We start from the raw sequence: 11,666 nt of genomic DNA, 5'->3' as shown, positions 1-11,666 counted from the left end.
AGGCCCGCCCCGTCCGGGCCTTCTTCCGTTCAGGCCTCCTTCAGCGCCTTGGCGAGGGTGCCCTCGCCGGTCACCTCGATCCGGCCGTCGCGCACGGCCTGCGCCAGACTCAGCTCCCCGCGGCCGAGCGCCGTGCACGTGCCGGTGTCCAGGACCAGCCGGGCGTCCGGCTCCCCGGGCGCCGGCCCGTCACCGTAGACGGGCCCGTCCTCCGCACCGGCGTGGAGGTGGAACAGCCCCTCCTCCAGGCGGACTTCGACGAGCCCCTCCCCGTCGAGCAGGCGCAGCAGCGGCAGGGCGAACCAGTGGGCCCGCACCGCGTCCGTGGGGCGCCGCTCCCCGAGTTCCGCCTGCCCCCACGCGCCCAGCGCCTGGAGCACGGGCAGCAACTCCCGCCCCCGGGTGGTGACTTCGTACACGTAGGCCGCGCCGGGCGGGGGCAGCCGGCGGCGGGTCGCGAGGCCGTCGCGCTCCATGTCCTTCAGCCGCGAGGCGAGCACGTCCGTGCTGACGCCGGGCAGATCGGCGTGCAGGTCGGTGTAGCGGCGGGGACCGGCGAGAAGCTCCCGGACGATCAGCAGGGTCCAGCGGTCGCCGACGACGTCGAGCGCGCGGGCGGCGGAACAGTACTGGTCGTAGCTTCGGCGAGGTGGCATGCGACGCAGTCTAGACAAGTTGTTGGACTTTCCAAGCGCGCACTTGGTAAAACCAAGCAACACCAGATTCCGGAGGGGAAGCGCGCATGGAGTTCCGGCAGTCGAGCAAGCTGAGCGAGGTCTGTTACGAGATCCGCGGCCCGGTCATCGAGCAGGCCAACGCGCTGGAGGAGGCGGGGCACAGCGTGCTGCGCCTGAACACCGGCAATCCGGCGCTCTTCGGGTTCGAGGCGCCGGAGGAGATCCTCCAGGACATGATCCGGATGCTGCCGCGGGCGCACGGTTACACCGACTCGCGCGGTGTCCTCTCCGCCCGCCGGGCGGTCGCCCAGCGCTACCAGACGCTGGGCCTGGAGGTGGGCGTCGACGACGTCTTCCTCGGCAACGGCGTGTCCGAACTGGTCTCGATGGCCGTCCAGGCGCTGATCGAGGACGGCGACGAGATCCTGATCCCCGCCCCGGACTTCCCCCTCTGGACGGCGGTCACGACCCTCGCGGGCGGCAAGGCGGTCCACTACCTGTGCGACGAGCAGGCCGACTGGTACCCGGACCTGGACGACATGGCGGCGAAGATCACCGACCGTACGAAGGCGGTCGTGATCATCAACCCGAACAACCCCACCGGCGCGGTCTACCCGAAGGAGATCGTCGAGGGCATCCTCGACCTCGCCCGGCGGCACGGCCTGATGGTGTTCGCCGACGAGATCTACGACCAGATCCTCTACGACGACGCGGTGCACCACTCGGCCGCGGCCCTCGCCCCCGACCTGGTGGTCCTCACCTTCTGCGGCCTGTCGAAGACGTACCGGGTGGCGGGCTTCCGCTCCGGCTGGATGGTGGTCACGGGCCCCAGGCAGCACGCGAAGGACTACCTGGAGGGCCTCACCATGCTGGCCTCCATGCGGCTGTGCGCCAACGCGCCCGCCCAGTACGCCATCCAGGCCGCCCTCGGCGGCCGGCAGTCCATCGGCGAGCTGACCGCCCCCGGCGGACGGCTGCGGGAGCAGCGGGACGTGGCCTGGGAGAAGCTCAACGAGATCCCCGGCGTGACGTGTGTGAAGCCGAAGGGCGCGCTGTACGCCTTCCCGCGGCTGGATCCCAAGGTGCACCGGATCCACGACGACGAGCGGTTCGTGCTGGACCTGCTGCTGCGGGAGAAGATCCAGGTGGTCCAGGGCACCGGCTTCAACTGGCCGGCCCCGGACCACTTCCGCATCCTGACCCTGCCGCACGCCGAGGACCTGGAGGCGGCGATCGGGCGGATCGGGCGGTTCCTCGGCGGATACCGGCAGTAGGCGCGGTTGTCAGTGGCGGGTCGTAGCCTTCCAGCAGGTGGGGCGAGTGCCCCGGGACCGCCTGCGGCTGGAGAGGAGCACGCCGTGACCCGACCGCCGACCGCCGCGCAGCGGCGGGTCATCGACGCCGCGGACCCGGTGACGGGGCGGCTGCGGGGTACGGAGGCGCAGCTGGCGGCGCTGGTGAAGCGGGGGCTCGCCTTCCGGCATCCGAGGCCGCCGCACGACCACTTCCTGACGCCGGAGGGCCATCGGGTGCGGCAGGGCGTCATGGAAACGCCCGCGCCCGCCGCCGAGGCCCCCGCCGGCGCCGGTGTGTTCGCCGCTCGCGTCGGCGGTGAGGAAGCGGCGCCGGAGACCGGGTCGGCCCGGCGCCGTGAGGTGCACAGCGCCTGGCAGGGGCTGCTGGAGCTGCGCCGGATGACCAACCCGGACGGTGCCGTCGACCGGCCCTGCGGCTGGGAGCGCACGCATCTGGTCCGGGCCGCCGCGCTCGCGCTGGAGGCAGCCGGGCACCGCCCGGCCGGAGCGGACGACGGGGGCTACCGGGTGCGGGAGACTCCGCAGCCGGAGGCCGTCGCCGTGCACGAGCCGGACGGCGAGGCACTGCGGGCCTGCGCGGCCACCCTGGAGGCGGCAGGCTGGCAGGTGAGCGAGCACCGCGAGCCGCGCACCGGAACCCGGTATCTGCTGGCTTCACCGCGCCGAGCGTGATGAGCATGCCAAGATCGGTGGATCGTTGTGCACACCACGAGAGTCCGGTGCGAGAGGGGAAGCCCATGAGCGAGCCGTTTTCCGTCCCGGTGACCGTCCGCGGTTACGAGACCGATGTGCAGGGTCACCTCAACCAGAGCGTGTACCTGAACTACGCGGAGCACGCCCGCTGGTCGTTGCTTCAGGCCGCCGGAATCAGCCAGTCCGCACTCACGGGGACCGGCGTGGGCCCGGTGGCCCTGGAGACGACCATCCGCTACAAACGGGAGCTGCTCGCGGGCGACGAGGTCGAGGTGACCTGCGCCTTCGACTGGGGCAGCGGCAAGACCTTCCGTATCGAGCAGACCGTCCGCAAGACCGACGGCACGGTGGCGGCCGAGATCACGGCGGTCGGCGGGGTCCTGGACCTCAAGGAGCGCAGGCTGGTCGCCGATCCCGCGAAGGTCTTCAAGGAACTGGCCACGGACCCCGGCCTGTTCGGCCTCTAGACGGCCCGGCTGGCGCCCGTGATCTCCTCGCCCGACTGCATGGGGTGGGTGACGTCCTGCGTGTCCTTGTTCCCCAGGTGGTTGAAGACCAGGTTCAGCAGGACCGCCGCCACACAGCCCGTCGAGATTCCGGAGTCGAGCACGATCCGGGCCGTCTCGGGAAAGGCGTGGTAGAACTCCGGCGCCGTGATGGGGATGATGCCGACGGCCAGGGAGACGGCCACGATCAGGACGTTGTCGTCCTTCTCCAGACCGGCCCGGACCAGGGTCTGGATGCCGCTGGCCGCGACCGAGCCGAACAGCACCACACCCGCGCCGCCGAGCACCGGGCGCGGTACGACGGCGATCAGTGAGGCGGCCATCGGGCACAGGCCCATCAGCACCAGGAACCCGCCGCCGGCCGCGACGACGTAGCGGCTGCGGATCCTCGTCATCGCGACCAGGCCGATGTTCTGGGCGAAGGCGCTGCACATGAAGCCGTTGAACAGCGGGCTGATCGCCGAGCCGAGGGTGTCGGCGCGCAGGCCCGCCGCGATGGTCTTCTCGTCGGCCGGGCGGTCCACGATCTCGCCCAACGCCAGCATGTCGGCCGTCGACTCGGTCATCGACACCACCATCACCACGCACAGCGAAAGGATCGCGGCGAGCTGGAACTGCGGGGCGCCGAAGTGGAACGGGGTCGGGAAACCGATGACATCCGCGTCCGCGACCGGCCCGAAATCGGTGACGCCGAGCGGGATCGCGATCAGGGTGCCCACGACCAGGCCCAGCAGCACGGCGATCTGCTTGACGAAGCCCGTGGTGAAGCGACGCAGCAGCAGGACGATCAGCAGCGTGCCGGCCGCGAGGCCCAGATTGGTCGCCGAACCGTAGTCGTGTGCCGCCGGGTCGGGTCCCTGCGCCCAGCCGAAGGCGACCGGCAGGAGCGATACCCCGATGAGGGTGATCACGGAGCCGGTGACGACCGGCGGGAAGAAGCGGATCGCCTTGCAGAAGACGGGGGCGGCCAGGAAGCCGAGGAGTCCGGCGACGATGACCGCGCCGAAGATGATGGGCAGGGCGTCGGACTTGTCCTCGGTGGAGGCGACGATCGCGGTCATCGGGGCGACACCGGCGAAGGTGACGCCGTTGACGAACGGCAGCCGGGCGCCGATCTTCCAGACGCCGAGCGTCTGGAGGAAGGTGGCGAGGCCCGCGGTGAAGAGGCAGGCGCCGGTGAGGAAGGTCAGGTCGGTGGCGGTCAGGCCGATGGCCGCGCCGACGATCAGGGGTGGGGCGACGACTCCCGCGTACATGGCGGCCACGTGCTGGAGGCCGGTCGTCGCCATCTTGAGCGCGGGGAGTTTCTCGTCAACGGGGTGGTCGGCCACGGCGGCTTCCCTCCGGTCGGTTACACGGCCGCGTCACAGGGCTGCCGTGGGTGTCAGGGAGGTGGTGCGGGTGGTCATGGGGGTACCTCCCTGCTCGAGCGAAGCCGAGAGCTTGGGGGAGGGACCGGACATGCGGGGACGGAAGGGGATGACCGTTCCAGGGCGCGCGCGTCCACGCGCACCCCGGGAACGGCCGCCGTGGAACCCCGCTCGGGTCCACGGCCACCGGCCGGGAGCCGTCCCTCCCGTCCGGAGTCATCGGGGTGTTCAGCCCCGCGCGGCGATCTCCGCCAGGCGCCGGGCCTCGTCCCGCGTGGCGCGGGCGACGGCGTCCTCATCGACCGTGAGCAGCCGGCCGTCCTCGACGATCTGCCGGCCGTTCACGAACGAGGCGGTGACCGGGGCCGCCGCGCCGAAGACCAGGGCGGTCACCGGGTCGGCGATGGAGGCATGGGCGAGCGTGTCCAGCTTCCACAGGACGAGGTCGGCGAGCTTGCCGGGTTCCAGGGAGCCCGTCTCGCTCGCCCGGCCGAGGACCTGGGCGCCGCCGTACGTCCCGAGTCGCAGCGCCTGCCGGGCGTTCAGCGCCCGTTCCTTGTGCGCGCCGAGGCGGTTGATGAGCAGGGCGTTGCGCAGTTCGGTGTGGAGTTCGCCGGACTCGTTGGACGCGGTGCCGTCGACGCCGAGGCCGACCGGGACACCGGCCGCGAGCATGTCGGGGACGCGGGCGATACCGGCGGCGAGACGGGCGTTGGAGGAGGGGCAGTGCGCCACGCCGGTCCTGCTGCGGGCGAAGGCGGCGATGTCGGAGTCGTTCATGTGGACGCAGTGCGCCATCCACACGTCCTCGCCGAGCCAGCCGGTGGACTCGAAGTAGTCGGTCGGGCCCATGCCGAACAGCTCGTGGCAGAACTTCTCCTCCTCCACGGTCTCCGAGCCGTGGGTGTGCAGCCGTACGCCGAGGCGGCGGGCCAGCTGGGCGCCGTCCCGGAGCAGTTCGGTGGAGACGGAGAAGGGCGAGCAGGGCGCGACGGCGACCTGGGTCATGGCGCCGAAGGAGGCGTCGTGGTGCTCCCGGACGGTCTCCTCGGTGGCCGCCAGCGCGTCTTCGAGGGTCTCGACGGCGAAGTCCGGGGGCAGACCTCCGTCCTTCTCGCTGCGGTCCATGGACCCGCGGGCGAGGGTGAAGCGGACGCCCATCTCACGGGCGGCGCCGATGATCGCGCCGGACAGGTCGCCGGAGCCGTGCGGGAAGACGTAGTGGTGGTCCATGGCGGTGGTGACGCCGCCGCGGGCCATCATGGCGAGCGATCCCCGGGCCGCCGCACGCACCATCGGCTCGTCGATGCGCGCCCAGACCGGGTAGAGCGCGACCAGCCAGTCGAAGAGGTTGTGGTCCGTGGCCAGACCCCGGGTGATCCACTGGTAGAAGTGGTGATGGGTGTTGATCAGGCCGGGGGTGACGAGGTGACCGGAGGCGTCGATACGGCGTGCGACGTCCTCCAGGCCCTCGGGGGCCCGGCCTTCGCCGAGTGACTCGATGCGGTTGCCGGCGAGGACGACGTGCCCGGAGGCGTACTCGGTGTCTGTCGCGTCGACGGTCGCGATCGCGCAGTTCTCGATGACGATGCGCCGGTCTGCTGCCATGGTTCGTCCCTTTTCACGAAGTGTGCTGCATTGGCGAGGGCACGGCAGGACCCCGGGAGTTTTGAGTGCCGTGGCCGGGAGAAGGGTTCCCCGGCCACGGGTGCCGAAAGAGGGACCGTCAGAGGTTGGTGAGATCCACGGGGATCCGCGCCTCGCGGCCGTCCCGCAGGATCGTCGCCTCTATCAGGCCGTAGGGGCGGTCGGCGGCGAAGTACACGGCGCCGTCGGCGGTGTCGTTCTTCAGCCCGAACGGCTCCAGGTCGACCAGGAAGTGGTGCTTGTTCGGGAGGGAGAAGCGGACCTCGTCGATCTCGGCGCGGTTGTCGATGATCCGCGCGCCCATCTGGTAGAGCGTCTGCTGGAGCGAGAGGGAGTACGTCTCCGCGAAGGCCTGGAGCATGTGCTTCCTGACCTGGTCGTAGGAGTCCTCCCAGTCGGGCATGGGCTGCTCGTCGTCGGTCCAGTTGAACCGCCAGCGGCCGGAGACCTCGGTGGCCAGGATGCGGTCGTGGGCCTCCTTCAGCGTCGTGTACTCGTCCTTGACGTAGCCCCAGAACTCGGAGTCGGTCGAGTTCATGACGACGAGGTCCTTGAGGCCGGAGATCACCTCCCACGACGTGCCGTCGTAGGTGATCTGGGTCAGCCGGACCTCCTGGCCCTTGCGGACGAAGGAGTGCTCGGCCTCGCCGGACGTCGCGATCCGCTCCCAGGCGTACTCCTCGATGCGGATGCGGGCCGTCCTGATCGGTTCCTGACTCGTCACGAAGTGACGGGCGAGATGGATGCCGAACTGCTCGGCGGACTCGATGCCGTGCTCCTTGGCGAACGCGTACACCGTGTTCTTGGTGGTGTCGGTCGGCAGGACGTTGGCGTTCGAGCCGGAGTAGTGGACCTCGTCCATGTCGCCGCTCAGCGACACGGAGACGTTCAGGTCCTTGATGTGATGGGTGGCGCCGTCCCGCGTGATCTTGACGACTCGGTTCTCGGCCTTGCCGTACTGGTTCTGTCCCAGAAAGGTGGGCATAGCTAGCTCCCTCGGTAAACGGAGTAGCCGAACGGGTTGAGCAGCAGCGGTACGTGGTAGTGCTCGCCCGGCACGACGGCGAACGTGATCGCCACCTCCGGGAAGAACGCACCGGCACCGCTGTCCCGATTCGCGGGGGCGTCCTGCTGCGCATCGGCTTGCTTCTTCGCGGATTCCTCGAAGTACGGCTCCACCGCGAAGTCGAGCCGTACGTGGGTGGCCCCCTCCGGCAGGGCCGGCAGGTCCTTGCACCGGCCGTCCGCATCGGTCGCGGAGCCGCCGAGCGGCTGCCATGCGGCGTCGCGGCCGGCGCGGGCCGCGAGCTCGACGGCGACGCCCTCGGCGGGCCGGCCGATGCTGGTGTCCAGGATGTGCGTGGACACCGAGGCGGTGGTGCGGGTGCTCATGGTCGGGCTTCCTCTTCGACGAGTCGGGCCAGTCGGATGCGGTTGATCTTTCCCAGCTCGGTGCGGACGATCTCCCGCTCCCGCTCCGGTGTGTTGCCGATCCGCTCCCGGACCGCGTCACACATCTGCTCGCCGGTCCGGCCGGTGGCGCAGATCAGGAAGACATGGCCGAACCTCTCCTGGTAGGCGAGGTTCAGCTCCAGCATCTCCGCCCTGAGCGCGTCGGAGGCGCCGGCCATGCCGCGCTGCTCCCGGGCCGAGGCGGGGTCGCCGGGCTTCGGGCGGCCGATGGGCGGGTGCCCGGCCATCGCCTCCGTGAGGTCCTCGGCCGTCAGCTCCGCCATGGCGGCGTCGCTCGCGGCGTACAGGTCCTCGGCCGTGGCGTAAGGGCGGGCGGCCAGCAGCCGCTTCACCCAAGCCGTGGAGGCGCACGCCTCGTGGAGCGCGGTACGGGCCGCGTGCTCCTCGAGGGCGTTGAACCGGGTCAGGCCCGGCGAGGAAGTGGGAGTCACGGGAGCCTCCGTGGCCGGATGCGGCCTTCGTGCTGAACGGGCGTGCCGACAGCTAACGCCCTCCCGCGACAGCACGTCAACAGTTTGTTGAAAATTCGCGGCGAGGAAACCGGGCGAGGTGAGGCGACCGGGTGGGCGGTCCGGTCAGACCCCCTTCTCGCGGTTGAGGTAGTTGTAGACGGTGAAGCGGCTCACGCCGAGGGCGCTCGCCACGGTCTCCACGCCGTGCCGTACGGAGAAGGCGCCGCGCGCCTCGAGTATCCGTACGACCTCCTGCTTGGCCTTGCGGTCCAGGTCGGCCAGCGGCATGCCCTTGCGGCGCTCCATGGCGGCAAGGATGTGGTCGAGGGAGTCGGCGAGTTGCGGCAGCCGTACAGCGACGGCCTCGGCTCCCTCCCAGGACAGGACGACGTCGTCCGGGCCGGCCTCGTCCGGCGGGACCAGCTCGCCGCCCATGGCGTCGACCAGGGGCTTCACGGCCGCGATGAACGGCTCGTCGCCCGCGCCGCTCACGCCTCGCCCTCCTCGACCACGTTGACCTGGAGCGTGATCCGCGTGGCGCCCGCCTCCAGGGCCTTGCGGAGCAGGGCGTCGACGGCGCTGAGCACCGGCTCGGCACCGCCCTCCGCGGTGTTGCCGAACGGGCCCACGTCGACGGCGTCCAGCTCGGCGGTCTCCACGACCTCGCGGGCCACCACCGCGTGCGCGGGCGCCTCGTCGAGGTCGAAGGGCTCCGTGGTGAACTCCACTCTCAATCGCATGCTGCCCCCAAACACCATCGTGACCTGCGCCCGGATCACCCGCCACGGGGCGCGTCGGGGCGGCCGCACGGACGTGCCGCGTCCGCCACGAGGCGACCCTAGCCGACGCGGGCACCCTCGCCCTGAAAGCGTCGGCGGTCGACCTGGACAGAACGAGGCCCCGCGCATCCCGGGCGATCACGCGAGCGAAGAGCCGGTCGTCCCCCTTGACAACCCTCGAAAGCCCACGGCACTCTTCCGTTAAGCAGAAAGCTTATTCCGCTATACGGAATACAAGGAAGGGAGCGCCGCCCCGATGGGATTCGCAGACCAGCGCTTCAACGTCAACCTGTCGATCCTCTTCACGGAACTCCCCCTCCTGGAGCGTCCCGCGGCCGCCGCCGCGGCCGGATTCTCCGCGGTAGAGCTGTGGTGGCCCTGGGTCGACTCGCCGGTCCCCGAGCGGTCCGAACTCGACGCCCTGAAGCAGGCGATCGAGGACGCGGGCGTCCAGCTCACCGGCCTGAACTTCTACGCCGGGCAGCTCCCGGGCCCCGATCGCGGCGCCCTGTCGATCCCCGGCGAGGAGTCGGAGCGGTTCCGCGCCAACATCGACGTGGCGGCCGGTTTCGCGCGGTCACTGGGATGCAAGGCCCTCAACGCCCTGTACGGCAACCGTGCCGAGGGCGTGGATCCGGCCGAGCAGGACGCGCTCGCCCTGGAGAACCTGGTCCTGGCCGCCGGAGCCGCCGACCGGATCGGCGCGATCCTGCTGATCGAGGCGCTCAACGCCCCCGAGTCCCCGCTGTACCCGCTGGTGTCGGCCCCGGCCGCCGTCGACGTCGTCGACCGGGTCAACGACGCGACGGGACTGGGCAACGCCCGGTTCCTCATGGATCTGTACCACCTCTCCATGAACGGCGAGGACCTGCCGCAGGTGATCGAGCGGTACGCCGCGAAGACCGGCCATGTGCAGATCGCCGACAACCCGGGGCGAGGCGCGCCGGGCACGGGCTCGCTGCCCCTCGAAGACCTCCTCGACCAGCTGAGGAAGGCGGGTTACGACGGCTGGGTCGGCCTCGAGTACAAGCCGGGCGACCGCCCGAGCGCCCGGGCCTTCGACTGGCTGCCCCGCTGACCCCCGTACCGAAAGGCACCCCACCATGAGCACTCTTCCCAAGATCGCCTGGATAGGCCTCGGCATCATGGGCTCCCCCATGTCCGAGAACCTGATCAAGGCCGGTTACGACGTCACCGGTTACACGCTGGAGCAGGACAAGCTCGACCGGCTCGCCGCCGCGGGTGGCACCGCGGCCGGTTCGATCGCGGAGGCCGTGCGGGACGCCGACGTCGTCATCACGATGGTGCCCGCCTCCCCGCAGGTCGAGGCCATCGCCTACGGCCCCGACGGCATCCTCGGGAACGCGAGGTCCGGCGCGCTGCTGATCGACATGTCCTCGATCACCCCGCAGACCTCGGTCGACCTGGCGAAGGCGGCCGCGGACCAGGGCATCCGGGTGCTGGACGCCCCCGTGTCCGGCGGTGAGGCCGGTGCCGTCGAGGCCGTGCTGTCCATCATGGTCGGCGGTGAGCAGGCCGACTTCGACCAGGCGAAGCCGATCTTCGAGGCGCTCGGCAAGACCATCGTGCTGTGCGGCCCGCACGGCTCCGGCCAGACCGTGAAGGCCGCCAACCAGCTGATCGTCGCCGTGAACATCCAGGCGTGCGCCGAGGCCGTGGTCTTCCTGGAGAAGTCGGGCGTGGACCTGAAGGCGGCACTGGATGTTCTGGGCGGAGGGCTGGCCGGCTCGACCGTGCTGACGCGCAAGAAGGACAACTTCCTGAACCGGGACTTCAAGCCGGGCTTCCGGATCGACCTGCACCACAAGGACATGGGCATCGTCACGGACGCCGCCCGCAACGTCGGCGCGTCCCTGCCCGTCGGTGCCGTGGTCGCCCAGCTCGTGGCGAGCCTGCGCGCGCAGGGCGACGGCGGCCTGGACCACTCGGCGCTGCTGCGTGCCGTGGAGCGGCTCTCCGGCGCCCAGGTCTGACCCCCGCTCATCCCCGGCCCCGGGGTCTCTCCTACCCCGGGCGGCGCCGCCGCTGACACCTGTCCTGTCGCGCCCAAAGGGGCGGCGCCGCCCGGACCCAGCACGAGGACCGATTCGCCGAACTCCCTGCCCGCGTCCGACCGCCCGGGGCGACCCGGATGAGGGGTGGTCGCCCGGGCGCGGGCGCGGGCAGGGCATGGACCGCGGCGGCTGTGAGCCAGTGCGGTGGTGAAGGGTCCCGGGCCGGCTTCTCGACCTGAGGGAAGACGTCCCGGGCCCGTCGCACCCGCCGCGGTCCCCCGTTGTGCCCTCGGTCGTGCCCCCCTGAAGACCCCGTCCGGCGGCGCGAACGCCCTGTCGCGCCCAGCCTCGCGCCGTCGGACGGCCGGCCCGGCCGGCGTGCGGAACCGTCCGGTCCGCAGCAGCCTGAAGGCATGGCACATCCAACCGAGCACCCGCATGTCGTGGTCCACGCCCCCGCCCTGGACGGCTCCCGCCGGGTCACCCTGGGCGACGAGCCCCTGGGCGTCGCCACACACACCGACGACGTCGCCGAGATCCTGCGGCTGGCCGATCTGTACGTCACCGACGTCGCGGAGAGCGACCTCGTCGAGTGGCAGGGCGGCGGCCCGGACGACTGGCCGGGGCTGTCGGAGCACCACGAGGTGTAGGCAGGCCTACGGCACCGGTCGTACTCCCCCTACGGAACCCTCAAATGAACCTCTGAACCCGGCCCCGGGGGCTTCAACCGCCCCCGGG

General features: G+C 71.0%; 14 protein-coding genes. 6 read left to right on the top strand and 8 right to left on the bottom strand.

Annotation, left to right across the window (positions count from 1 at the left end; genetic code table 11):
- Positions 1–29: 29 nt before the first annotated feature.
- Positions 30–656, bottom strand: coding sequence for a helix-turn-helix domain-containing protein (locus ABZ016_RS19690; RefSeq protein WP_356917903.1), 627 nt, complete (start codon positions 654–656; stop codon positions 30–32).
- 86 nt (positions 657–742) lie between these two features.
- Between ABZ016_RS19690 and ABZ016_RS19685 the strand changes: the two genes are divergently transcribed.
- The 3 genes from ABZ016_RS19685 to ABZ016_RS19675 all read left to right on the top strand — a co-directional run bounded on the left by ABZ016_RS19685 (position 743) and on the right by ABZ016_RS19675 (position 3,153).
- Entirely contained in the window at positions 743–1,951 is a 1,209-nt protein-coding gene (locus tag ABZ016_RS19685; RefSeq protein WP_356917902.1) for a pyridoxal phosphate-dependent aminotransferase, read from the top strand.
- 84 nt (positions 1,952–2,035) lie between these two features.
- On the top strand, positions 2,036–2,665 hold the full coding sequence (locus ABZ016_RS19680; protein WP_356917901.1) for a hypothetical protein: 630 nt from the start codon (positions 2,036–2,038) through the stop codon (positions 2,663–2,665).
- Positions 2,666–2,730: 65 nt separating this feature from the next.
- Positions 2,731–3,153 (top strand): acyl-CoA thioesterase, encoded by a 423-nt coding sequence (locus ABZ016_RS19675; RefSeq protein ID WP_356917900.1) that lies wholly within the window; start codon positions 2,731–2,733, stop codon positions 3,151–3,153.
- Here ABZ016_RS19675 and ABZ016_RS19670 read toward each other — a convergent pair.
- From ABZ016_RS19670 to ABZ016_RS19640, 7 genes are all read right to left on the bottom strand, one after another.
- Entirely contained in the window at positions 3,150–4,523 is a 1,374-nt protein-coding gene (locus ABZ016_RS19670) for a nucleobase:cation symporter-2 family protein (protein ID WP_356917899.1), read from the bottom strand. The two genes, ABZ016_RS19675 and ABZ016_RS19670, sit on opposite strands and share 4 nt — an antisense overlap.
- A 267-nt stretch (positions 4,524–4,790) precedes the next feature.
- On the bottom strand, positions 4,791–6,170 hold the full coding sequence (locus ABZ016_RS19665; RefSeq protein ID WP_356917898.1) for an 8-oxoguanine deaminase: 1,380 nt from the start codon (positions 6,168–6,170) through the stop codon (positions 4,791–4,793).
- 118 nt (positions 6,171–6,288) lie between these two features.
- The gene (gene pucL, locus ABZ016_RS19660; protein WP_356917897.1) at positions 6,289–7,194 is read right to left on the bottom strand and encodes a factor-independent urate hydroxylase; all 906 of its coding nucleotides are present in this window, start codon (positions 7,192–7,194) and stop codon (positions 6,289–6,291) included.
- Positions 7,195–7,196: 2 nt separating this feature from the next.
- Positions 7,197–7,601: a hydroxyisourate hydrolase gene (gene uraH / locus ABZ016_RS19655; RefSeq protein ID WP_356917896.1), complete on the bottom strand. Its 405-nt coding sequence runs from the start codon at positions 7,599–7,601 to the stop codon at positions 7,197–7,199.
- Positions 7,598–8,113: a 2-oxo-4-hydroxy-4-carboxy-5-ureidoimidazoline decarboxylase gene (gene uraD / locus ABZ016_RS19650; protein WP_356917895.1), complete on the bottom strand. Its 516-nt coding sequence runs from the start codon at positions 8,111–8,113 to the stop codon at positions 7,598–7,600. Before uraD ends, uraH begins: the two co-directional genes overlap by 4 nt.
- A 144-nt stretch (positions 8,114–8,257) precedes the next feature.
- A complete protein-coding gene (locus tag ABZ016_RS19645) occupies positions 8,258–8,626 on the bottom strand; it encodes a helix-turn-helix domain-containing protein (RefSeq protein ID WP_356917894.1) in 369 nt (122 codons plus the stop codon).
- The gene (locus ABZ016_RS19640; RefSeq protein WP_356917892.1) at positions 8,623–8,874 is read right to left on the bottom strand and encodes a hypothetical protein; all 252 of its coding nucleotides are present in this window, start codon (positions 8,872–8,874) and stop codon (positions 8,623–8,625) included. The genes ABZ016_RS19645 and ABZ016_RS19640 overlap by 4 nt, the downstream gene beginning before the upstream one ends.
- Positions 8,875–9,169: 295 nt before the next feature.
- Here ABZ016_RS19640 and ABZ016_RS19635 point away from each other — a divergent pair, with 295 nt between their 5' ends.
- The 3 genes from ABZ016_RS19635 (at position 9,170) to ABZ016_RS19625 (ending at position 11,578) form a co-directional block, all read left to right on the top strand.
- On the top strand, positions 9,170–9,991 hold the full coding sequence (locus ABZ016_RS19635; protein WP_356917890.1) for a TIM barrel protein: 822 nt from the start codon (positions 9,170–9,172) through the stop codon (positions 9,989–9,991).
- Positions 9,992–10,016: 25 nt separating this feature from the next.
- Complete coding sequence (locus ABZ016_RS19630) at positions 10,017–10,907, top strand: 2-hydroxy-3-oxopropionate reductase (protein ID WP_356917889.1); 891 nt, start codon at positions 10,017–10,019, stop codon at positions 10,905–10,907.
- Between the two features lie 434 nt (positions 10,908–11,341).
- Entirely contained in the window at positions 11,342–11,578 is a 237-nt protein-coding gene (locus ABZ016_RS19625; protein WP_356917888.1) for a hypothetical protein, read from the top strand.
- The last annotated feature ends 88 nt before the right edge of the window (positions 11,579–11,666 follow it).

Origin of the sequence: Streptomyces sp. NPDC006372 (assembly GCF_040612515.1) — a bacterium.
Classification (GTDB): Bacteria; Actinomycetota; Actinomycetes; order Streptomycetales; family Streptomycetaceae; genus Streptomyces.
The sequence above is the reverse complement of the archived record's forward strand: the minus strand, read 5'-3'. Positions and strand labels throughout refer to the sequence as shown.

Excerpts from the sequence above, each read along its gene's own strand:
- ABZ016_RS19690 (WP_356917903.1), bottom strand. The coding sequence starts at position 656 with ATGCCACCTCGCCGAAGCTACGACCAGTACTGTTCCGCCGCCCGCGCG.
- ABZ016_RS19685 (WP_356917902.1), top strand. The coding sequence starts at position 743 with ATGGAGTTCCGGCAGTCGAGCAAGCTGAGCGAGGTCTGTTACGAGATC.
- ABZ016_RS19675 (WP_356917900.1), top strand. The coding sequence starts at position 2,731 with ATGAGCGAGCCGTTTTCCGTCCCGGTGACCGTCCGCGGTTACGAGACC.
- ABZ016_RS19665 (WP_356917898.1), bottom strand. The coding sequence starts at position 6,170 with ATGGCAGCAGACCGGCGCATCGTCATCGAGAACTGCGCGATCGCGACC.
- pucL (WP_356917897.1), bottom strand. The coding sequence starts at position 7,194 with ATGCCCACCTTTCTGGGACAGAACCAGTACGGCAAGGCCGAGAACCGA.
- uraH (WP_356917896.1), bottom strand. The coding sequence starts at position 7,601 with ATGAGCACCCGCACCACCGCCTCGGTGTCCACGCACATCCTGGACACC.
- ABZ016_RS19640 (WP_356917892.1), bottom strand. The coding sequence starts at position 8,874 with ATGCGATTGAGAGTGGAGTTCACCACGGAGCCCTTCGACCTCGACGAG.
- ABZ016_RS19635 (WP_356917890.1), top strand. The coding sequence starts at position 9,170 with ATGGGATTCGCAGACCAGCGCTTCAACGTCAACCTGTCGATCCTCTTC.
- ABZ016_RS19630 (WP_356917889.1), top strand. The coding sequence starts at position 10,017 with ATGAGCACTCTTCCCAAGATCGCCTGGATAGGCCTCGGCATCATGGGC.
- ABZ016_RS19625 (WP_356917888.1), top strand. The coding sequence starts at position 11,342 with ATGGCACATCCAACCGAGCACCCGCATGTCGTGGTCCACGCCCCCGCC.